Origin of the sequence: Microbulbifer salipaludis (assembly GCF_017303155.1) — a bacterium.
GTDB lineage: Bacteria > Pseudomonadota > Gammaproteobacteria > Pseudomonadales > Cellvibrionaceae > Microbulbifer > Microbulbifer salipaludis.
Genome location: NZ_JAEKJR010000002.1, coordinates 1,336,455 through 1,357,618 on the forward strand (window position 1 = coordinate 1,336,455; position 21,164 = coordinate 1,357,618).

A 21,164-nucleotide genomic window follows, 5' to 3' on the forward strand; every position below is an offset into this window, starting at 1 on the left:
TCTATTTCTTGACCAGAAGTACACCGGACTCGGTGTGATCGGTATAGGGGAACTGGTCGAAAATCGCAAAGCGCGCAACCTTGTGGGTTTTGCTCAGTGCCTTGAGGTTTTCCAGCTGGGTTTCCGGGTTGCATGAGATGTACAGGATGCGCGGATAGCGGGCGACCATCGCACAGGTATCCGCATCCAGCCCGGCGCGAGGTGGGTCCACCAGCACCGTTGAGAAGTCGTAGCTGTCCAGATCAAAGTCCTTCAGGCGACGGAAGGGGCGCACCTTGTCGATGGCCTGGGTGAATTCCTCGCTGGACAGGCGCACGATATCCAGATTCTCTACTCCGTTCGCGGCAATGTTTTCCTGAGCAGCGTTTACGGACACTTTGGAAATTTCAGTCGCCAGTACCTTGCGGAACTTTTCTGCCAGGGGAATGGTGAAGTTGCCATTGCCACAGTAGAGCTCCAGAAGATCGCCGCTGTTGTCGTCACAGCAGCTTCTCGCCCAATGGATCATGGCGCGGCAGATGTCACCATTGGGTTGCGTGAAGCTGCCCTCGACTTGCTTGTACTGATATGTGCGCCCATCGATCTCCAACTGTTCGATTACGTAGTCCCGCTCCAATACCAGCTTTTGCTTGCGTGATCGCCCCAGGATGGGAACACCGAGGGAGGCCTGCAACGCGCGCGCCTCTTGCTCCCACACTTCATCCAGCGGCTTGTGATAGATCAGGGTGATCAGGGCATCGCCGCTCAGGGTGGTGAGGAATTCAGTGCAGAACAACCGTTTGCGCAGAATCTCGCTCTGGTTAATGGCCTCGAGCAGTGGCGGCATCAATGCGTTGATCCGGCGGGAGCCGACGGTAAACTCGTCGATCACAAACGGCTTTTTGTATTCACCTTGCTTGTACATGGCGTAGTCGACACGGCCGCCTTCCTGCCACATTTTGAACTCCGCGCGCAGACGGTAGTGGCTGGGCGGCGACGGAAATACCTCGGGTTCCAGATCGGTGAACGGGGCGAAATCCGCCCGCAGGCGGTCCACCTTCTGGTCCAGTTGCTGCTGGTAGTTGTCAGTATTTACGCGGTGAAGAGCCATGAAAAAGAGCCGTATCTGGTGAAATCAATCGGGCGCGGATTATACGCGAAAGTGATACAGGAGTAGGACAATGGCCGTGGGGCAGTTGGAAATTGTAGTGCGCGGGCAGGGGCTGCACGAGTTTACCGCCGATGTGGCCCATTGGCTGGCGGGTCAAAGCTATGGTGGTGATGGGCTGTGCACGCTGTTCATCCAGCACACGTCCGCCAGCCTGTTGATTCAGGAAAACGCCGATCCCAGCGCCCGAGTGGACCTGGAGCGCTGGCTGAACCGGTTGGTGCCGGAAAATGATCCGCTGTATACGCACACGCTGGAGGGGCCGGACGATATGCCCGCGCATATCAAGTCGGCGCTCACCGCCAGCAGCCTGAGTATCCCGGTGATCGGCGGGCGCCTCGCGCTGGGCACCTGGCAGGGGATTTACCTGTGTTTAATTGGGGGCTTTTTCGTATAAAAGGATTGACCGCCCAGGTTTCCGCAGTAATGTGGTGGTATGAAGAAGATCATTTCCACCAAAGAATTTCTGATCAACGGGACCCCATATCCTGGATTCCCCTTGTTCTACGATAATGAACATAGGCTTGTTAAAGACGTTCACAGGTACTTGGTTAAGCGGTGCATCATTAATGGTAGAGTTAAAGAGACTTCATGGGGGCAATACGGCCATAGCCTTTATGATTACTTCGATTGGCTAGAGGCAAACTTCGTAGAAGTCGAGGGTGGTATATCAATAGGTGATGCCTGGAAGCTAGGTTGTGGTTCTGACGACAGTCCGGAACGCTCTGTTTTGGCGCAGTACCGAGATTGGTTGCTTAGACCACTGAATCATCCAACTCATCCTGGCTGTGGTCTTGCTATTTCTACTGTTAATGATCGCTTGGGCGAAGTTATCCGGTTCTATAGATACGCTTTGCGTGAGCGTTTAATCGGCCGACCGCCGTTTGATCTTGACGAAATCAAAGTCAGAAGGCCGACTGGGTTTCTAGGCCATACTGATGCATCACAAGGGGTTGTCCATTCGCCTAACGTTCTTCTTCGCAATCGTCGAGCACTAATCAAGGTTCTCTCGAAACACCAAATTAGAGAGTTTTTAGAATGCATTACGAATAATAAACACAAGATCTTTGCGCGCCTTGCACTGGGCTCAGGAATGCGTAGAGAAGAGCTTAATACGTTTCCTCTAAAGTACGTTGTCAATACTGCGTATCTACCAAAAGAAAAACATTGGGTACGTGTGTATCTTGATCCTAGGGACATGCGTATCAAAGGAGAGCAGCCACGAAGTATCCTGATTAGTCGTGCGCTTATGGCCGATCTTTGGCTGTACGTAATTCACGAACGACCAGTGGAGGAAGTGCGCTCAGGTAAGAAACAATTAGTGTTGTTTCTGAATCAGCAAGGTAAGCCATATGATGTCGACCATTCAAGTATTGCTGAAGGATGGAAGAAATTTGGTCTAACTTACCCGGTAAACCTTCACACACACAGACACACCTACGCGACACACACGCTGTATAGTCTGAACAGACTCAAGGCTATGGGGAAGTACAAAGGTGATCCCATACTTTTTGTCAAGAATCGATTGGGGCATGCTTCAATTCATACAACGATGAAATATCTACATGTGCTGGATGATTTGGATGTGGAGGACTTGCAGTTTAACCATGATCTGGATCTAGAAGAGCTTACCATGGACGATGAGATAGTGGGGGAAGATGGCTAAACGAAAGAGTCGAAAAGATTCCTCGGTTATCGATGTAGCTACTTTCCAAGAGAGAGATAACTCGACAACTAACACTCAAGAAACATTGCCTATCGCTACGGCAATTGAGCTTCCCAAAAGCACAAGCGTATCTTTGAGACAGCTCAAATTCGATGATTTATATGGAATTGGCTGTGACGATATTATCGCTCGCGCTCAATGCAAGCTTAAGAAGCTAGTGGATGAACATGTTGATACACGAGGAAAGTCACTATCACTCAAGACTATCCGCAGCTATCACAGCGCTCTTAGGGTATTTGGGAGATTTTGCCAGATAGAAGCTAAATCTAGAGATGCAGAGTTATTATTCAGTGATATTAACGAAATTCTCATACAGCATTTTTTAAATTATCTTTATGAGCTCGGAGTAGGAAGGACTCACTTTAGCAACGTCAAACAACTGCTCGTTCGATGCGGGATTGGCAAGTCTTTTTTTCCAAAGAATCCGTATCCGAATAGTAATCGGAAAATGAAGGGTCAAAAAAAGCTGTCCAAAGACGAACGTGCCCTGGTTGCGCGCGCCGTAAAAAAAGATTGGAGCGCTATTCGGCAGAGCAGTGGCGAATTGACTACCCAACAATTGGTCTCCTGCATTGTAGGAATTGCCCTGCGTACCGGCATGAATCCGACGCCTCTAGTTGAGTTGCGGACAGATTGCCTTCTGCCACACCCTCTGAAGGATGATCGTATGGTGATCGTGTCTTACAAACGTCGGGGTAATCAGATCAATGTGACTCCGGCCAAGAAGCACCTAAATGGCGCTACGTTTAAAACGGCGCTACCTGACGTAATAGAAATTGTTAAGCTAATTGAGGAGCGCAATGCGAAGGTTCGATCAAATTCTGAGTATCCAGACCGTCTGTTTGTTGGTTCCGCCAGAAAAAGTAACCACCAGCATCAGTTAGGCGATCCGATAGTTGTGACGGCAGATATGCTAAATCAACGGAATGGCTTAGCCGGATTTGTGAGGCGGAATGAGCTTTATGACGGATTTGATAATCTGCTACAACTGAACACCATGCGGCTCAGGAAGAGTTTTGAGAATCGTATCTGGGAGCTTTCAGGAGGAGACCCGTTTATGACGGCAGCAGCAGGGAATCACTCGGTGAGAGTGTCTGATACTCACTACTTAGAAGTACCTGAAGATGCCGATGAGAGATTGCAATTTATCGGTGAAACTTTCGTGAATAAATTGTTGGCCTCTGACGCAGAGTCCACGCCGGTTGCGCACTGTAAAGATTCTCTAGATGGCCACCGAGCGCCAAAAAACGGAAATTACTGTGATGCGTTCCTAGCGTGCTTTCGATGTAAAAGTTTTGTTGTTACCGAGGATGATTTACATAAGCTATTTAGCCTTTATTGGATGCTGGTGCGGGAGCGAGATGTCATGAGTACGCGTGCTTGGTCAAGGCACTTTCGTCATATTCTACGTACTATCGACGATAATATTGCCCCTCAGTTTGATATTTCGAAAGTGCAGTCGATGCGCGAACATGCGAAACATAATCCTCATCCTTATTGGCAAACTCTCGACCAACTTGGAGGCCTCGAAAGTGTCTACTAAGCCGAGGCATGTCATCCAGTTGAACGAGGCAGTGCAAGCGATTAGAGAGCGTCAAGAGGTCGATCGTACGCTGTTTATCACGACACACAGTAGGTACGGTGACGAAGTTATTAAATTGCCGCTTAGCTGGTTCCCGGTAGATACAAGAAAAAACAATCAACAACTTAATTTCTTGACCGTGCCCGAGTGCTGGCGCGAGCCAATCCGCCAAGCGGTTACTCGTTTGCTGTCGCGTGTTGGCCCAAAAGGCACCAATAAACGAGGGGGTACTATTGTAAGCCTTTTTCGGCATATGCGCTCATTCGCAAAGTGGTGTTCAGGTGTGGGGTATGGTCCTGAGTCGTTGAGTGAAGATGCATACTCATCTTATTACCATCGTTGCAAGGTACTCCCTGGGCAAAAGCCTGGCACTAGGCTGGGCGCTGGAGCGATAAAGCATCGACTTTCCGCAGTGGAATCCCTTTTTAGCCTTCTCAAGGGAACGAGTTTTGAAGTTCCTGAGCCTTGGCCTGAGACCAGCGCGTATGCATTATCTGGCGTAGCGAAGGAAAGAGGCGCAATCCTGGCCGGAAAAACGATATTAATGACAGAGGACGTCGTAACGAAGATTTTCCAAGCGGCGGTGTCAGTGATGGACGGTGCGGATAACTTGTTTACGGTTGAGGCAAAGCTAACTAATGTTGTGCGCACAGCTCCAGAGGGGGTTACTCGAAAAGCTTTAGAGAAGAGGCTGGCGCAAGTTTCGCGTAATGCCGGCTTTAAACGTAAGCGAGAAGTTAATGAAGCGCGTTCTCGCTTGCGCGATGCTTGCGCTATCGTGATCTTGATCACTGTGGGTATGCGTATCAGTGAATTGGTGAGCATTAAGGCCGGAGGCTACCGACATGAAAGCCGCGAAGACATCACACTTTACTTTATTGAAGCCCATGTAGCCAAAACAGGAGATGGTCTATCTGAATTTGTCGCCCCAGAGATCGCTATACGTGCCTTTAGAGTCCTGGAACAATTGTCTGTCGATCTGAGAGCTAGGCATATGGAATTACTCGACGCGACACGAATCTCTGGTGATTCGCATAAATACGCAGAATTAATAGCTCACGAACAAGGGTTATTCCTCGCCAAGAGCAATAAGAATGGCACGATTTCGACTCACACCGGTATGAATGTTAGGCTGAAAGCTTTCGTTGCTGGGTTAGGGATTGATTGGGATTTTAATAGCCACCAGGCTCGCCGAACTTTTGCAGTCAACGTAGCAAGGTCCAGTCGTGGAGATCTGATGCTACTGAAAGAGCATTTTAAGCATTGGTCATTAGATATGACGGTATTGTATGCCGCGCATGAATCAGCTGATGAGGAATTATGGGACTGCGTATATGACGCAGTAAGTAATTTGCGAGTGGAAACAATTGGGCGCTGGTTAGGTGGAAATGCTTTACTCGCTGGCGGGCTAGCTCACAGAATGATGACCTTAAGAGCTAATGATGAAGATGTGAAGGTTTATGGTTCACGCGAGAAGCTGATCGAAGTCGTGTCCGAGACCGTCAATATCCGTAGTACAGGTGTGGCCTGGTGCACTGCAGCTGACATCAATTGCGGTGGCGGCTATGGAATGGAAAGAACGCGATGCGCTGATTGCTCTAGCTCAGTGATTGAGGCTAGTCCACACCAGGCGAAGTGGGAAGCAATGCTGATTCAACAGTTGGAGCTGAAGGAATTGAGCGATATTGGTGTTGCGGCGAAAGAAAGAGCAGAGAGAGACTACCAGCACTGCAGGCAGGTTTTGACTGACTTGGGTTGCGATGTCGATGCATTAGAGGCTGAGCCTATTTAGTGAAAGCACTTGAATAAAGTTTGCACACTGTGGGTAATTTGTGCGTGACTGATTCTCGAAGAAACCGCCAGTAGTGTTTAGTAGACAAGGATAGAAGTCGGACTATTTTCCTCTTTTGCTTCGTTGCAGAGCATTAATCAGCACGTCTAATCCTTCATGGGGGTCTGCCTGCAGGGTTTCGCAGTACTCTACAAACTCTGCAATGTCAATACGCTTTCGCTCCTGCTCGATCTTACCAATAATCGAGTGATGCCGACCAAACAGTTCGGCTGCTGCACGAATAGACAAGCCGCGCTCCTCCCGCTTCTGTTTAAGCCATTGGCGGAGCTTTTCGTGTTCGTATGAGTATGGGGTTCGCTTCATTGTCTCGATGTTAGAGACGAAGTACAATGGCGCGAAATTCGAGACAAGCAGATGTACTATGAAGCCGTTAAAGGTGAAGCCTGAGTTGGCCTCCTTATTGAAGAGTGGCCAATTTGAGACCTTTTCTGTACCCCGTATTAGAGATGCATATCAGAGCCTGACAGGTACTGGTGATAAGCCCAAAAAGGTAGTCAGTCAGTTAGTTAAGAGACACCTGCGTAAGCTTGAAGAGTGTGGTGTCTTGAGGAGGAGAAATACTGATAGGCTTCATCCAATTGAGTATCAGTTGGTTGACGTATCTCGATTACATCGATCAGGAACGGTTGATCTTGAACTTTCTGCAGTAGCTGAAGTGGGATCAGAGCCATTTCCCGCTGAGGTCATTCAAGGCCTTAAGGCGAAATTGAATAAATATCGAACAGAAATGCTCTCTGCTATGGGGGCCCTCGAAGAGTACGAGGCAATAGTCCAAGCCAGCCCCTATCTCAAAAATACTATTCAATCAAAGTATGACCAAACACGAGAGGACTACGCCAAAACCCTAGGAAAGGTAAAGGCTCTAGAGTCTCTTATTGTTCTCACTCCAAACGCATAACCTATATGAACTTACGCCTTTGGCAGGCCGAATGCATCTCATTGGCCTACGAGCAGTATTGCTCAAATATTCGCCATTTTATGTGTCTTGCGACCCCAGGTGCTGGAAAGACAGTAATGGCTTCAGTACTTGCAAAACGCCTGTTCGATATGGGCATGATCGATATGGTGATGTGTTTCTCGCCCTCAATCTTGGTGGCAGACGACTTCCGTAAAGAGCTTGAAGCTCAGACTGGGAGGCGATTGACCGGCCAATTAGGTGCTCATGGTTTCTCAATTACATATCAATCTATGAGTTCAATGAGCCCAGATTTCTGGGAAATCTTAGAAAATTTTCGTGTATTTGTAATATTTGATGAAATTCACCATTGCGCTGCCACCGAAGTGGGTAAAAGCAACAGTTGGGGGGAAACCATTCATCGCTACATCCGTGGCAAGACAGCCTACACGCTTGCCTTGACGGGCACGCCATGGAGATCGGACAGTATTCCCATAGTGCTTGCTGACTACTGTAAAAATTCGGGGAGTGTGCAATGTGATTTCCGCTATGGCCTCGCTGCAGCAATTGCTGATGAAGTCTGCAGAACACCAAGAATTACCGCGGTCGACAATTCCCAAATTTGCGTCACGGCAGGTCAAGAGTCTTATCGTTACTCTTCTTTTCGAGAATTGCTCTCGCAGTCGGATTGTAGTTATCAGGATCTATTAGATGATGAGGTTCTAATCATTGAGATCTTGCGTCTAGCTGCCGCTAAGTTGGACAGCTTGAGAAGAAAAACCCCAAATGCTGGCGGACTCATTGTTGCAACTTCTGTTAGTCATGCACGCAAAATCGCCCGCCTCTTGTACGGTGAACTAAACGAAACAGCGGAAATAGCCACTTATGTGGACGAAAAGCCAATGGCGACCATTCGTAAGTTCCGTAATAGCTCCAGAAAATGGATTATTTCCGTTGGTATGATCAGTGAGGGCACTAACCTCCCGCGGCTGAAGGTTTGCTGTTATCTGACTCGTGTCAAGACAGAACTCTATTTTCGACAAGTTTTGGGTAGAATCCTTCGCTCTACGGGCCAGTTAGGTGAGAGCGGTTACTTATTTATGCCCGCGGAACCGACATTAGTCGAGTATGGACAGCGAGTCTCAGAAGATATTCCAGAATCTAACATTCTAACTTTCGAAAAGGCTGTTTCGAGTGTCCGAGTTGATATTTCTCAGGATTCTTTATGTTGCGGGGATGAGGGGGAAGGGAACACCACAGCGACAGAGCACGAAATGTTCACCTTTGATGAGGCACTAGTAGTATCTTTAGAGCCTTCCGATTCGCTGTTGACGCTAGCAGAATCCTATGAGGCTTGCGTCAAGATTTCCGGAGATTTCGTTCAGAGACTGCTAGAGATAAGTGGAGCTGAGTTTGAAATTTCTGGTAATCCTCCTGCCGGCCAATTGCCTCAATAGTGAAACTACAAATTCAGTTTTTTCCGGTGTATCAAAATCGAGTACCAACATATGATTGCAGATCTTAACTGGCTGCCAGTTTGAAATCACTATCATCCTCTTCCTGAATACAGGAAACACCCCTGACACGATGGTAACGAAGTGAATCTGGCACATAAAATATGGACACGGTTGATGAGTGCTCCTCAGAAAATACATCATTATCTATTAGCGCGCACATTGGTTCCTCAGAAACCTTGCTTGCCTCAGGGAATAGTGCAAAACAGGAGCCGGCTTGATCCTGCTGAACAGAACTATAGAGTATTCCATCCGCAAAATCCCTAAACTTGACCCTTCAATATTCAAAGATAAACTGAGTTGATAGATATGGGTTGCTCTCTGCACGCCGTGCAGGTCTCGACATACTGAAAACCAATTCTTTAAAGAAGGATCTTGCATGGGAATGTCGGAGAACGTCATCGTGGTAAATGTCATCTACAGCAGAGCAGTCTGGTAGCTTATTTAGATCTATTAGATTCAATTTCGACAGCGCACGGAACTCCGCTGAAACCGCAAGGTCGCCCACAATTGGACGAATTTCACTAATGCATGTGCTCCTATTAAAAGCACCATAAAACACTGATATTCCTGACGGGCTCATTCGCTGATCTGATGCCAACTGGGGTGGTGTCGGCCCTAGCTCACTACACGGCTCAGCCTGCATTTTCTTTAGAGCATTTATTGATGAGGCTATTCTTGCTCTATATAGTGGAATTTGATAGTCAATTACTTTGATAACGTTCTTGCTTTCTAAATCAAGATCATCAGTTAGGATATGAAAAAGATCATCCAAGAACTCCTTCGCGTCTCGATTGAAAAACCGATGACCACTTGCAATACTTCGAAGAAAATCTCTCTATCCAACAGTAAACTCGTTATCGGTTAAATTTACATCATTTATCATAAAGCATTGATCAATCAATTGCAGGGCATTTGGATCAACAAACTCCAGTTCCAGGGCCTCACATAATTGACTATTAAATCTCTCTGACTTTGAGGGTGGGTGGAAGTCGAGGCGATCGAAAATTTCTCGGATAGGAAGATCGGCACCACAATCAATGTCCACCTTGGTCATCTGCGGCAAAGCATCAAAAGGAACAAGAGTGCTTTCAAATAGCGCAACAATATGCTCCACTACTATCATTTCATCGACACCTGTCGCCTCATTACCGCAGTGCGCACATTGCTCCAATAAACCGCGCCCGATTACAAAGTGCTTCAAAGCTGGGCTAATCATACATTCTTCGTAAATCATAGAATAAGTCTCAATTTCCCGTCAGCTTCCCATGCCTAATATGGATCATAACTTATGCGCGCTTACTAAATAGCAGTCCCAGCGAGTTTTCACTCTTCACTGGACAAGAATACCGGTGTTGGGTGTTTCGGTCGACAGGAGACAGTAGGCATTCGGACAAAGCTTCTGCGCCAAGCCGAACGGGTGATACTTGGGCGGGGGAGGCGGAACCTTCGATTTTCATGGCAAAGGTTCAACACTGCCAATTGCGAGATGGCCGTGCAATTGTGGGTCGCGTTAGCCACTTGCAGAAGCGTGATATGTTGACAGGAATTGGTCTGGTAAAGTTCGAGGTGCCGACGAGCGTGCACAAAATGAATTGCTGTTACATTGCTAGCTATTGAATTGGGGGTATCCCCCGCTCTCATTAAAAGAGCGGGGGAAGGGTTTAGTATCTACATTTAGTAACAACGCCTGCTTCGACGCACGTGATCTGATTGTTGCCAGAGGGGGTCAGCGGAACAATTTGTGGAGCAGGCTGGTTCATTATGCTCTGCTGCATCTGCCAATTAAACTGACTTAAGCTATTTATAGTTTGTTGTAAAGCGTGCTGGGATTGTTGTTGATGCTGCAACTGCTGTTGACGAGCCAGCTGTTGCTGTAATTGTCGTTGCTGTTCTGCCGTTTCTGCCTGTTGCATCAAATTCTCAAGGTTCTCCTTGTATGCCGCAAGTGCGCGTTGATAGGGTTCATTAAATTGATCGCGCCAATTACAAATCTTAGTTGCAACTTCCTCATCAAGGCCGTCGATATGATGCTTTCCATTGCATGCCATATATAAATACTCACGCTCTATTTTTCTAGCTTTTTCAATATTTGCATTTGCAATAGCTTGAGCGCTTAAGATCGATTTATATTTCTCGTTCAAATGTGACAAGTATTCTTCAGGCAGCACTATCGGCTCTGGTTGGACTCCATCCAGTTTAAGATGTCGCACCTGTCCGTTTCCGTAGCGGGCAACTGCGACTCCTCCTGGCTGGCCCGTCATAGGATCCAAAATTTCAGCGGAAAAGGTTATTGCTGAAGGGTTTATGACTGGACTAGTTGAGTTGTCTATAAATCTGTAGACGATATTTTTTTCATTATTGATGAATGCTCGAGTGGGGTTAAATGGGGAGGTTTGTACATATTGTGATTTCCCATCGACTTCTTCTATGCCCATAATATAGGTAATGTTGAATCCATTAATATCGTTAGCTATTTGCTCGCTATAACGGCTATAGCTAAGATCCCCCTGATTGGCTACGCGGTAATGGATAGCATTATTTACAAAATCATAGAGGATGGCCGGGGATTTTGAGTTATCTCCAGTACCATCGTGAATGGTAATTTCCTCTAGATGGTGAGTGTCGGACATTGCGATATCGCGTCCGATTCCATATGCGTATCCATTTTTACACTGACCATCCCAGTAGGTACGAAAGTTGTTGCGTATCATTTGGTCGCGGGATGTTGGTAGCTGGCAAGGCTCCATTTTATTCACAGGTTGGATATAGAGCTTTTCATGCTCTAGCTGAGTGGGCGTTTCTCTTGACCGTAAGGCTTGTTCAAAAGCGGATGCATCGCTATAGCTGAGAGAATTGAGTTGTTGTGTACTGGAGCAGCCAGCGATAAAAGTGACAAGTGAAATTCCAGTTATTAATGTTTTTTTATCCATTGTATTATTTCTTATTCCTATAGATTATTTGGTTGTTTGTGGCAGAGTGCGCTCTTTACGTTATATGTATTATGTATCTAGCAGGGTTCGGTCTCGAAGTGGACGTTAGATTTACTTTCGATAAAAATATCTGTGGCTTTCACGAGCTCTTTGATAAAGTGAATATGTTTTCGAAGGTCATCTCTTGTGACGGCGTGCTGCGTCGGCTGCCCAGGTAGGGGACGTTGCGACCGATGCGCTATATCTCCTCGCTTTTTTGCGAGTCGATTAAGTTCAGTTTTCGCCTTTTTGGAATCGTAATGGTTCCACACCCATCCTTCAGTTACATCGTAGCCAAGAAATTTCTTGAAAATTGGTTTTACACGGTCGGTGCTGGGCGTGTGGAAGGTTTTCAATTCTGTCTCTAAAGATGCTCTGAAAAACTCGGATAATGTGTCTTTAGCCTCCTTGCGCTTACAGATGGCATTCACCGACTCAGTGAGTCGTTCTTCAAAGTAGGTTTCCAGTGCGGTTAACGCCATAACAAGACTTGCGCGTTTTAGGACCTCTATCTCTGGGGGAGGTGGCGCTGTATTGAGTGCATCAAAGTGCTTCAAAAGATCAACCGCATCCTGAATCGCATGGTCAAATGTCAGCAGTGCTTGTGAGGGCATTTCAATCCTTGATTAAGTCTTACCAGATGATTCGCTATAGCCCGGCGGAATGTCCAAGCGAGTATCGCCTCCAGGAGGCTCAAAAGACTGATAGTAAACCTTTCGTTTGGCAAATCAATTAGTTAGCTCTGCCTGTGCTGTTCAGAGTTTTCACAATTCAATGTTAAATGCCATTACTGTCAATACGCGATTTTGACTCGTCATCAGGGTTCAGTTGGGATGCCAAACAACTAAACCTGTTTGTTTTCCAACCAAGTATCTACCGATGGTGTGTATACGCACTTTCCAGAATTGGCAGGCCGAGAGTAAGAATAGAAGGAAATGGCTCAGAGACTGGCAACGGGAAGCTAAGCCTCATTTCCACCGACGCGGGTCATTCCAGTAGCTCTGATCGAGGGGGCGTTTCCACGTGGTTTCCGTATCTACTCCCTAAAAGGCGTGGCCTTCCCACAGCCAATACCAAGTGCATGCGCTGAGGAACCAGAGTGGACTGGCTGGGCCTCATGGCAAAGCCTTGGTTTACTAGCTCCTATCCTGGGTTTTCCCTCATCGTGTGGTTGTTTTTTGATCAGTGGAGCGCGGGGCCACCTCTGTATCCTACAGATTCCATCGCTTTTTCTTGCTATCCAGCACAGCAAGATGCAATCTAGCGTATCAATGTGCCGCTCCCGGCAGGGAAGTGGCTGGCCATAACATTCCAAGTGTCGATGCCATGATCAGATGCCATCTCTCCCGGTATATGGGTGAGCAAAAAATGAACATCTCTGATGTAGCTAGGTTAAGCGGTCTCAACCGCAGCACCATCTCGCTGCTGTACCACGAGACCGCTACGCGGGTAGAGCTGGAGGCAGTGGAGAAGCTCTGTCGGCTGTTCAGCTGCGATGTTGGCGATATGTTTGAGCTGGGCGATAAGGATGTTACGTAATGGATAACTTCTGGAAGCAGATAACCCCGTCCGATTATGCTTGGGAACGTGAGGCCTTAGCCTATGCGAAGGAGCTGTTGCCCGATCACGACCCCTATCGTGCCTGGGCCAACTTTGAGTTTATCGCGCTCGACGGGTCGATCAATGAAGTCGATTTGATGGTGCTGACTCCGAAGGGTATGTACGTCATTGAGATCAAGTCCCATCCCGGCGTGATTGGTGGCGATGCATCCAACTGGGTTTGGGAAAAGCCTGAAGGTGGCCGGCCCAAAATCTTTGATAACCCGCGCCTTCTGACCCGTCGAAAGGCTCAGAAACTAGCGTCGTTGCTGAAGACTCAGCCTTCATTCCGTCGCAGCAAAGAATCAGTGCCTTTCATCGAGGCTCTGGTATTTCTCTCTGCCGAGAACCTGATCATTCGCCTTGAAGGCAATGCCAGGCAGGGTGTGGTTAACCGCGAAGAGCTGATCCCCGCAATCACTGAAATCGACGAGAACTGGAACCACAAGCAGATATCCGCTTACGCAGCGAAAACCGTTTCTCGCGCGGTGGAAGAGGCTGGAATAAAAGAATCGGTCCGTATGCGAAGGGTCGGTAGCTATGAGCTGACCAAGTTACTGGATGAATCAGACCACTTCCAGGAATGGCAGGCCTCTAACCCTGAATTAGGTGTCGAGCGTAAAGTCCGCATCTATCTGACTCAGGGGAAGCCAGCAGAAGAAGTAAAGCGCCTCGAAAAGGCAGCCAGGCTCGAGTTCCGGATGCTCGAAGGTATTGAGCACCCGGGTATCCTGCGGGCTAAAGAGTACCAGCACCACGATAATGGCCCGGCTCTCGTATACGAGTACGATTCCACAGCCTTCCGGCTCGATCATCTATTGATGAACCTGGGGCAGTCCCGTCGGCTAGATACGGATAGTGCACTACAACTGCTTCGGCTAATTGCGGAAACGGTGCAATATGCCCATGGACAAAAGCTGTATCACCGGGCTCTGAGCCCGCTGAGTGTTTGGGTGAAAGCGCAGGGCGACGAGAAATTCGCCATCAAAATTAGTAACTGGGCTACAGCTGAGCGGATTTACGAAAACGAAACTCGGCATATCAGTGCGCTCAGCCACATGAGTCGCTTGATCCAGGAAGAAGCGGGTCCATACGTCGCGCTAGAAGCCCACAGCGGAGAAGCAGATGGCGTGCACATGGATGTCTTCTCGCTTGGAGCCATTGCGTATCATCTGTTTACCGGAAAAAGGCCGTCGGAAAGTGATATAGAACTCCTCGATAAGCTCCGTCGTGGCAATGGTCTTCAGGTAACCGACGAGATCAATGGTGCCAGCGAAACCATGCAATACCTGGTGCAGTATGCGACGCATCCAGATGTAGGCAATCGACTGGAGTCTGTTTCCGAATTCATCCGTTATTTGGATGAACTGGAAGATGAAATTAGCCAGCCCGAAAATCTCCGGAGTTCCAACCCCACTGAAGCCCGTAAGGGCGATACATTCCCCGGCGGTATAACGGTTGTTCGGCCGCTTGGTAAAGGAGCGTGTTCGGTTGTGTTTCTGGTGGACTATCAGGGCCAGGAGCGCGTGCTCAAGGTGGCATCTAGCCCGGATCACAATAACCGCCTAATTAAAGAGGGTGAGGTACTTAAAGCTCTACGGCACCAGGCCATTGTTGGGTATCACAGCTCGCTGGAAATCGGCGGCCATACTGCGCTTATGATCGACTTTGCTTCTGAGGGCACATTGTCACAGCGGCTGCGTCAAGTAGGTGCGATTCAGCTGGAACTGTTAGAGCGATTCGGTGACGATCTGCTTAGCGCCGTCGTACATCTCGAAGACAAAACGCTCGTCCATCGAGATATCAAACCGGAAAATATCGGTCTGATGATGCAAGGAAGTAGCCTGCATCTGGTGCTGTTCGATTTCTCTCTGTCCAATGTTGCGCCGGAGAATATAACCGCGGGTACATTGGCCTATATGGACCCCTTCATCCGTGACCCAGGTCGGCGTCGCTGGGATGACCATGCGGAGCGTTTTTCCGCAGCCCTCACACTCTATGAAATGGCCGCTGGCGCACTGCCTAACTGGGCATCGGCCGAAGGCCTGCCAGTACAGATTGAGGGCGAGCTAGAGATCGATCGCACGGTGTTCGACCCCAGTGTTCGCGATCGTATGGTGGCTTTTTTCCGTCGGGCGCTCATACGTGATGTGGGGCAACGATTTGCCAGTGCAGGTGAAATGCTGCGCGAATGGCGAAAGGTCTTCCACGAGGCGCGTACAGACACTCAACACTCCACGCTGCACCCAGCGGAACGCACCTGCCCGGTGGCCGAAGCTCAGCTGGATACCCAGATCGGCCTGCTGGAATTGAGCCCCCAGGCTCTGGATACCCTGAGCCGCCGCAATATCAACACTGTCGCCGATCTAATCAAGCTTAACCGTGCACGAGTTCGTGTATGGACCGGTGTGGGGGTAAAAACGCGTAATGAGCTGTCCGAGATTATTGGCCAATTGCAGGCGCGCCTGCTGGAAGGACAGCAGGTGCAGCAACTTCAAACTGGTGACACTAGTGTTGTTAGTGTCGACCGTTTGTTCCAGCAAATCATGCCGAAATCCATAAAGGCGACGGATCCAACCAAGGTGCGCTTCCTGAACGAATACTTAGGTAGGCTGGATGACGATGCACCAAAAGGCACTCACAACGTTCATTGGCCGACTCCAGCTGCAATCAGTGGCCATTTAGGTATTGAAACCCTGTTGGTTCGAGAGCTAATTGATAAGGTCCTTGCGCAGTGGAGTAAAACCAAGGTTGTTACCGATCTAAGAGACGAGATCGTGACCCTGCTTGAGGACAACGGTGGGGTGATGACCGCGGTTGAGCTGGCAGATGCTACATTGCTTCGCCGTGGCTCAGTACAAGACAGTCCAATACGTGAGCGTTGGTCCTACGCGGTGGTGCGCTCAGCAGTCGAAACCGAGCTTAGTAAGCAAGAGCCGCGTTGGCTATTACGTCGCTCTGGCAATGGTTTTTTGATCGCAGATAACCGTCAGTCCCAAGGTGAGGAGCTGGCTGATTACGCCTGTGACCTGGGTGCATTGGCCGACGAATGTGCTCAGGCTAGCCCATTGCTCTCACCTGTTCGTACCCTCGAACGCGTACGAGCTGTACCCGCACCAGACTCGTTTGCGGGCCTCAGCAATCACCGATTGTTGCGCCTTGCGGCCGCAGCATCACAGACCGCGGCGTTGTCGAGTCGAGCAGAGTTTTATCCCCGTGGTATGCCGGCAAAGCAGGCGCTAGAACTCGCACAGGGTGCGCTGTTGGGCAGTAAGGCGCTGACGGTTAAAGATATACAGTCTCGCGTGTCTGGGCGTTATCCGGCAGCACAAGAGTTACCTGGCCGCCCTCAACTGGATGAGTTGATTTCGTCCCTTGATATTGGGTTTCGCTGGGATGGTGTCTTCGAGTTCGCCAATGGCAGCAAAGGCGGATATTGCCTCCCCACTGCCGGGCTGACCAGCTTGGCCAGCACTACAACGAGCATAATGCAGAGCACTCATTTGGGAGAGGATGACACTGCATTACTGCGAGACGTTCAACACCTGCAAAAGAGATTGGATCAGGTGGCGAAAGACTCTCATTTCCTGGCTTTAACAGTAAGACCATCACTGTGGCATAGAGCCCAAGAAAAGCTTTGTAGTCAATTCCCATTCGAGCGTATCAGTTTTGATGACCTGCTTCTGCGGCATGTCAACCAAGTTTGTGAAGCTATGCCCAAGGCGCCTGATTGGCAAGTGATTCTGCGGGCCGATGCCGCAGACAAAAATTCACGAGATTGGCAGAACTTACAACGTTTAGTGCATCGGGCGCTACCTTCGATGGCTCGAGAAATCTTAGCGACTGAGCAATCTGTGCTGCTTACCGACCCAGGGTTGCTAGCCCGTTATGAGCTTGTTTCCAGCTGGTTATCGGATTTGCGCCGACAACTTATGGAAACCAGTAATCGAGATGGTGGGAAACTACATGGTTTAGCCCTATTGATCGCCGCAGATGCACAGCATAGCGCGGCCATGATTGACAAAACACTGGTCCCGACTGGGGCAGGCAGTAAGGAGTTTGCGCGAATTCCAGCATGTTGGCTCGAAATAGATGAGCAGAATATCGGCGCCGCATAAGGTGCTTGAAAATAAATATTATAAAGCCCCAAAAGAAACTGGGGCTGAATAGAGTAGAGTACATTACCTTGATTAATCGCACCGAATTGCTGAAAAACCTTCAGGGCCTTTTGCCACATATCGAAAAGGACATTCTCGCTTACAGCGAGGAAAATCAAGATCTGAATCAGCATCTCAAAGAAGAGTACCAGGCGGCATTGGAGGCCGAGCGCACGGCGGAGCACTTCGTTGCATGGCGTGAAGCCCAGATCACCCAAGCAGCCGTTGCCTGGGTGTTGACCTGTGTGTTTGTACGATTTCTTGAAGACAATGGACTGTTGGCCGAGCCGGTGTTGGCAGGCCCAGTAAAAAATGCCAAAGGAGAGAATGCTCTTCAGCAGGCCAAAGAACGGATGGTCGCATACTTTAACGAGCACCCAACACACGAAGAGCGCCATTATCTTCTCGACTTGTTTGATGAGCTCGAGCGATTCCCTGTAATTGCAGAACTGCTCGACCACCGCCATAACCCGCTGTGGCTGATTCCAGTTTCTGCCGATGGTGCTAAGCGTCTAATTGACTTTTTTCAAAGGCTTAATCCGGGCACAGGAGATATTCAGCACGATTTTACTGATACCGATTGGGATACTCGTTTCCTTGGCGACCTGTACCAGGACCTATCGGAATCCGTGCGTAAACGCTATGCACTACTGCAGACCCCGGAGTTTGTGGAAAGTTTTATTCTCGATTACACATTGGAACCTGCTATCAGTGAGTTTGGCCTACCGGGCTTGCGTTTGATTGATCCGACATGTGGTTCTGGCCACTTTCTGCTGACTACATTTGAGCGAGTTTTTGAACGGTGGCTGAAGCGTGAGCCAGGTATCAATACGCGAGTATTGGCGCAGCGCGCGCTTGATGTGGTGCATGGCACCGATATCAACCCATATGCCATTGCCATCTGTCGTTTCCGCCTGTTGATTGCGGCGATGAAAGCGGCTGGTGCAGATAAGATAAATCAAGCACCAGATTTTCACTTCAATCTTGCCTGTGGCGACTCTTTATTACATGGTCGTCGATTTGAGTGGGAGGGGCAGGGAATTCAAACTGAGCTTTTAGAGGTTGAAAAGCAGCATGCATATGAAGTAGAGGACCAGAAAAGACTAAATGAAATCCTTGGCCAGCGCTATCACGTGGTAGTGGGTAATCCACCTTACATCACGGTAAGTGATAAAGCCTTAAATCAGGCTTATCGGGACAAATATCCGACTTGTTACCGAAAGTATTCACTGGGTGCTCCTTTTACCGAGCGCTTCTTTGATTTAACCCTGTGGCCGGAGGGAAATAAATCGGCGGGATATCTGGGCATGATAACTGCGAATAGTTTTATGAAGCGTGAGTTTGGGAAAAAGCTAATTGAGGACTACCTTCCGCGCAAAGATTTAACTCATGTAATTGATACCTCCGTGGCGTATATCCCGGGGCATGGAACTCCAACGGTAATAATTTTCGCACGTAATCAGGCGCCTAATCCAGGGGCTATCCGTGCCGTAATGGGGATTCGTGGTGAGTCGGCTGTGCCAGATGTCCCGGCTCAGGGAAGGGCGTGGACATCGATCGTTTCTATGACACCCAAGGCAGGCTCTGAGAATGAATATATAAGTGTTTCAGATAAAGAGCGATCGATTTTCTCAAAGCATCCCTGGAGTATCTCCGGTGGTGGTGCTTCAGAACTGAAGGACTTGATCGAGCGAGGGCGTGAGCGACTCCTTTCAAGAATAGATATAAATGGATTTGGAGCAATCCTCGGTGAAGATGAAGCTTTTGCCGTGCCCAGCAATAAGCTGTCGTCATGCAGGTTTCCCAAGAAATATCGTCTCTTGGTTGAAGGCGATCAGGTTCGAGATTGGTCTCTGAACGCATCAAAAGCAGTATTCTTTCCATATGACTCAGAGATCTTATTTTCGATTTCCAGAGAACAGGAGAGGTATGCCTGGCCTTTGCGAACAATATTGTGGGCGAGGAATACTTTTGGCAAAAAAACTTACAAAGCGTCAGGGCGTCATTTTGCGGAATATCACCAAATACCAAGAGAGAGAAACAAAACTTCTTTGTGTATTACGTTTGCGCACGTAGCTACACACAATCATTTTGTTCTTGCTCGTGGTGGCAAAATTTTTAACCGTTCAGCTCCAATCATTACTTTGCCGAAAGGGAGTTCCGAAGCAGACCACTTCCCCTTGCTTGGCCTCCTTAATAGTTCAACAGGATGTTTTTGGATGAAGCAAGTGTTCTATCCAAAAGGTGGGGATCATGTTGGTAGTGAAGGTGCTAGGGTTAGGAAGACGCTTTGGGATGAACGATATGATCATGCTGGGACTGGGCTAATGGAGTTCCCCATTCCGAATGACTCCAGTTTAAAAGCAAGCACATTTGCGAAACGTCTCGATTCTCTTGCTATGAGATTGAAAGAAGTTTCACCAAAAGCAGTTGTCGAGAATGAAAACAAATTAATGACCGAAGGTCTCGAAAGGGCCAAAAAGGAGGAGGCTGATATATGGTCGAAAATGATTTCGCTACAGGAAGAGCTGGATTGGCATGTTTACTTCCTTTACAACCTTACTGATGAGCCCGTTTGCTACGATGGGGAGGTTCCTGAAGTGCAATTGGGTGAGCGTGCTTTTGAAATACTGCTTGCCCGAAAGTTAGCTTCAGGTGAGGTTGAATCTACATGGTTTGATCGTCACGGAAGTATTCCGACGGTTGAGTTGCCATCTCATTGGCCCGACGACTACCGTGCGTTGGTGCAGCGTCGATTAAGAATAATGGAAGAAAATCGAAGCCTGAAGCTTATTGAGCAGCCCGAATACAAGCGCCGCTGGAATCGTGACAGTTGGGAAGATCGATTGAAGAGCGAGGCCAAGGAATGGCTACTCAATAGGCTTGTGAGAAATAGCCAATCTGTTGAGCTGCAGACCTGTGCTCAATTAGCCGATCGCATGCGTAAAGAGGCCATTTTTTTGCGAGTCGCTGAAGTGTATTGCGATAGCGATCTAGTGGATCTCCAAGCGTTAGTCTGTGAGCTCGTGGATGGTGAAAGCGTTCCGCAAATGGCTGCTGCGCGCTTGAAATCAACTTCAATGCCGAAGTTTAGAGCCTGGCAAGAAGTATGGGGTAAGCAGCGAGAAGAGGATGCCATTGATGCTAAATACGGTGTTGATGAAGATTTACCTGCAAAGGATAGGGAAGATTCTGATAAACGTGCATCATATGATTTAGCTCGCGAAGCAGCTGCACGCGAAAAGGAACGTCAAGTGGGTGAGATCCCTGCGCCACCTCAATACAAGCAGGCAGATTTCCTCAAAGTCAGCTACTGGAGGCTTCGTGGTAAGTTGGATGTCCAGAAAGAGCGATTCTTTTCCCTACCAGGCTGTGAAAAAGATGGTGATGGCACCCTAGTAATCGGCTGGGCAGGTCTAGATCATTTGCAGCGAGCAACAGCTATCGCATCCTGGTACCTAGAACGGAAGGAGAGTGAAGGATGGAGCGCTAATCGTCTTATTCCAATTTTGGTGGCTTTGGACGAGTTGATCCCTTGGTTGAAGCAATGGCATAACGAAATTGATCCAGAGTTCGGCGAGCGCATGGGTGACTACTACGAGGCTTTCCTGATGGAGGAGTTACGATTGCTGGATATACCACACTCGTCTCTATTCGAATGGGCGCCGCCTGCTGTCGCATCAAGGCGCAGTGGACGTAAGAAAAAGTCACCCATGTAAA

At 48.6% G+C, this 21,164-nt stretch carries 15 protein-coding genes; 9 read left to right on the forward strand and 6 right to left on the reverse strand.

The features are described 5' to 3' along the window. Position 1: 1 nt before the first annotated feature. Positions 2-1,090 carry a tRNA (uridine(54)-C5)-methyltransferase TrmA gene (trmA, locus tag JF535_RS11305; RefSeq protein WP_207002146.1) on the reverse strand — a complete coding sequence of 363 codons (1,089 nt, stop codon included), beginning with the start codon at positions 1,088-1,090 and terminating at the stop codon, positions 2-4. A gap of 70 nt (positions 1,091-1,160) precedes the next feature. Here trmA and JF535_RS11310 point away from each other — a divergent pair, with 70 nt between their 5' ends. From JF535_RS11310 to JF535_RS11325, 4 genes are all read left to right on the forward strand, one after another. Further along, positions 1,161-1,544 carry a secondary thiamine-phosphate synthase enzyme YjbQ gene (locus tag JF535_RS11310; RefSeq protein WP_207002148.1) on the forward strand — a complete coding sequence of 128 codons (384 nt, stop codon included), beginning with the start codon at positions 1,161-1,163 and terminating at the stop codon, positions 1,542-1,544. 39 nt (positions 1,545-1,583) lie between these two features. Then, a complete protein-coding gene (locus tag JF535_RS11315) occupies positions 1,584-2,813 on the forward strand; it encodes a tyrosine-type recombinase/integrase (protein WP_207002150.1) in 1,230 nt (409 codons plus the stop codon). Beyond that, complete coding sequence (locus JF535_RS11320; RefSeq protein ID WP_207002152.1) at positions 2,806-4,416, forward strand: phage integrase SAM-like domain-containing protein; 1,611 nt, start codon at positions 2,806-2,808, stop codon at positions 4,414-4,416. Before JF535_RS11315 ends, JF535_RS11320 begins: the two co-directional genes overlap by 8 nt. Positions 4,417-4,867: 451 nt before the next feature. Next, entirely contained in the window at positions 4,868-6,247 is a 1,380-nt protein-coding gene (locus tag JF535_RS11325; protein WP_207002154.1) for a tyrosine-type recombinase/integrase, read from the forward strand. Between the two features lie 102 nt (positions 6,248-6,349). On the opposite strand, the gene JF535_RS11330 is transcribed toward JF535_RS11325, so the two are convergent. Next, positions 6,350-6,610 carry a helix-turn-helix domain-containing protein gene (locus tag JF535_RS11330; RefSeq protein ID WP_207002156.1) on the reverse strand — a complete coding sequence of 87 codons (261 nt, stop codon included), beginning with the start codon at positions 6,608-6,610 and terminating at the stop codon, positions 6,350-6,352. Between the two features lie 58 nt (positions 6,611-6,668). Here JF535_RS11330 and JF535_RS11335 point away from each other — a divergent pair, with 58 nt between their 5' ends. After that, the gene (locus tag JF535_RS11335) at positions 6,669-7,205 is read left to right on the forward strand and encodes a hypothetical protein (RefSeq protein WP_207002158.1); all 537 of its coding nucleotides are present in this window, start codon (positions 6,669-6,671) and stop codon (positions 7,203-7,205) included. Between the two features lie 5 nt (positions 7,206-7,210). After that, the gene (locus JF535_RS11340; RefSeq protein ID WP_207002159.1) at positions 7,211-8,659 is read left to right on the forward strand and encodes a DEAD/DEAH box helicase; all 1,449 of its coding nucleotides are present in this window, start codon (positions 7,211-7,213) and stop codon (positions 8,657-8,659) included. A 334-nt stretch (positions 8,660-8,993) separates the two neighbouring features. Here JF535_RS11340 and JF535_RS11345 read toward each other — a convergent pair whose 3' ends face one another. From JF535_RS11345 to JF535_RS11360, 4 genes are all read right to left on the reverse strand, one after another. Next, complete coding sequence (locus tag JF535_RS11345; RefSeq protein ID WP_207002161.1) at positions 8,994-9,491, reverse strand: RES family NAD+ phosphorylase; 498 nt, start codon at positions 9,489-9,491, stop codon at positions 8,994-8,996. Positions 9,492-9,554: 63 nt separating this feature from the next. Beyond that, positions 9,555-9,953, reverse strand: a complete 399-nt coding sequence (locus JF535_RS11350; RefSeq protein ID WP_207002163.1) for a hypothetical protein — start codon at positions 9,951-9,953, stop codon at positions 9,555-9,557. A gap of 427 nt (positions 9,954-10,380) precedes the next feature. Continuing rightward, complete coding sequence (locus JF535_RS11355) at positions 10,381-11,649, reverse strand: hypothetical protein (RefSeq protein WP_207002165.1); 1,269 nt, start codon at positions 11,647-11,649, stop codon at positions 10,381-10,383. Positions 11,650-11,726: 77 nt separating this feature from the next. Then, entirely contained in the window at positions 11,727-12,302 is a 576-nt protein-coding gene (locus JF535_RS11360; RefSeq protein WP_207002167.1) for a HEPN domain-containing protein, read from the reverse strand. A gap of 712 nt (positions 12,303-13,014) precedes the next feature. Here JF535_RS11360 and JF535_RS11365 point away from each other — a divergent pair. The 3 genes from JF535_RS11365 (at position 13,015) to pglX (ending at position 21,163) form a co-directional block, all read left to right on the forward strand. Beyond that, entirely contained in the window at positions 13,015-13,227 is a 213-nt protein-coding gene (locus JF535_RS11365) for a helix-turn-helix domain-containing protein (RefSeq protein WP_207002168.1), read from the forward strand. Next, a complete protein-coding gene (gene pglW / locus JF535_RS11370; protein ID WP_207002170.1) occupies positions 13,227-17,405 on the forward strand; it encodes a BREX system serine/threonine kinase PglW in 4,179 nt (1,392 codons plus the stop codon). Before JF535_RS11365 ends, pglW begins: the two co-directional genes overlap by 1 nt. Before the next feature lie 68 nt (positions 17,406-17,473). Continuing rightward, a complete protein-coding gene (pglX, locus tag JF535_RS11375; protein ID WP_207002180.1) occupies positions 17,474-21,163 on the forward strand; it encodes a BREX-2 system adenine-specific DNA-methyltransferase PglX in 3,690 nt (1,229 codons plus the stop codon). Position 21,164: the final 1 nt, after the last annotated feature.

Bases quoted from the DNA above. Each gene is read 5' to 3' on its own strand.
- trmA (WP_207002146.1), bottom strand. From the start codon at position 1,090: ATGGCTCTTCACCGCGTAAATACTGACAACTACCAGCAGCAACTGGAC.
- JF535_RS11310 (WP_207002148.1), top strand. From the start codon at position 1,161: ATGGCCGTGGGGCAGTTGGAAATTGTAGTGCGCGGGCAGGGGCTGCAC.
- JF535_RS11315 (WP_207002150.1), top strand. From the start codon at position 1,584: ATGAAGAAGATCATTTCCACCAAAGAATTTCTGATCAACGGGACCCCA.
- JF535_RS11320 (WP_207002152.1), top strand. From the start codon at position 2,806: ATGGCTAAACGAAAGAGTCGAAAAGATTCCTCGGTTATCGATGTAGCT.
- JF535_RS11330 (WP_207002156.1), bottom strand. From the start codon at position 6,610: ATGAAGCGAACCCCATACTCATACGAACACGAAAAGCTCCGCCAATGG.
- JF535_RS11335 (WP_207002158.1), top strand. From the start codon at position 6,669: ATGAAGCCGTTAAAGGTGAAGCCTGAGTTGGCCTCCTTATTGAAGAGT.
- JF535_RS11340 (WP_207002159.1), top strand. From the start codon at position 7,211: ATGAACTTACGCCTTTGGCAGGCCGAATGCATCTCATTGGCCTACGAG.
- JF535_RS11350 (WP_207002163.1), bottom strand. From the start codon at position 9,953: ATGATTTACGAAGAATGTATGATTAGCCCAGCTTTGAAGCACTTTGTA.
- JF535_RS11355 (WP_207002165.1), bottom strand. From the start codon at position 11,649: ATGGATAAAAAAACATTAATAACTGGAATTTCACTTGTCACTTTTATC.
- JF535_RS11360 (WP_207002167.1), bottom strand. From the start codon at position 12,302: ATGCCCTCACAAGCACTGCTGACATTTGACCATGCGATTCAGGATGCG.
- JF535_RS11365 (WP_207002168.1), top strand. From the start codon at position 13,015: ATGATCAGATGCCATCTCTCCCGGTATATGGGTGAGCAAAAAATGAAC.
- pglW (WP_207002170.1), top strand. From the start codon at position 13,227: ATGGATAACTTCTGGAAGCAGATAACCCCGTCCGATTATGCTTGGGAA.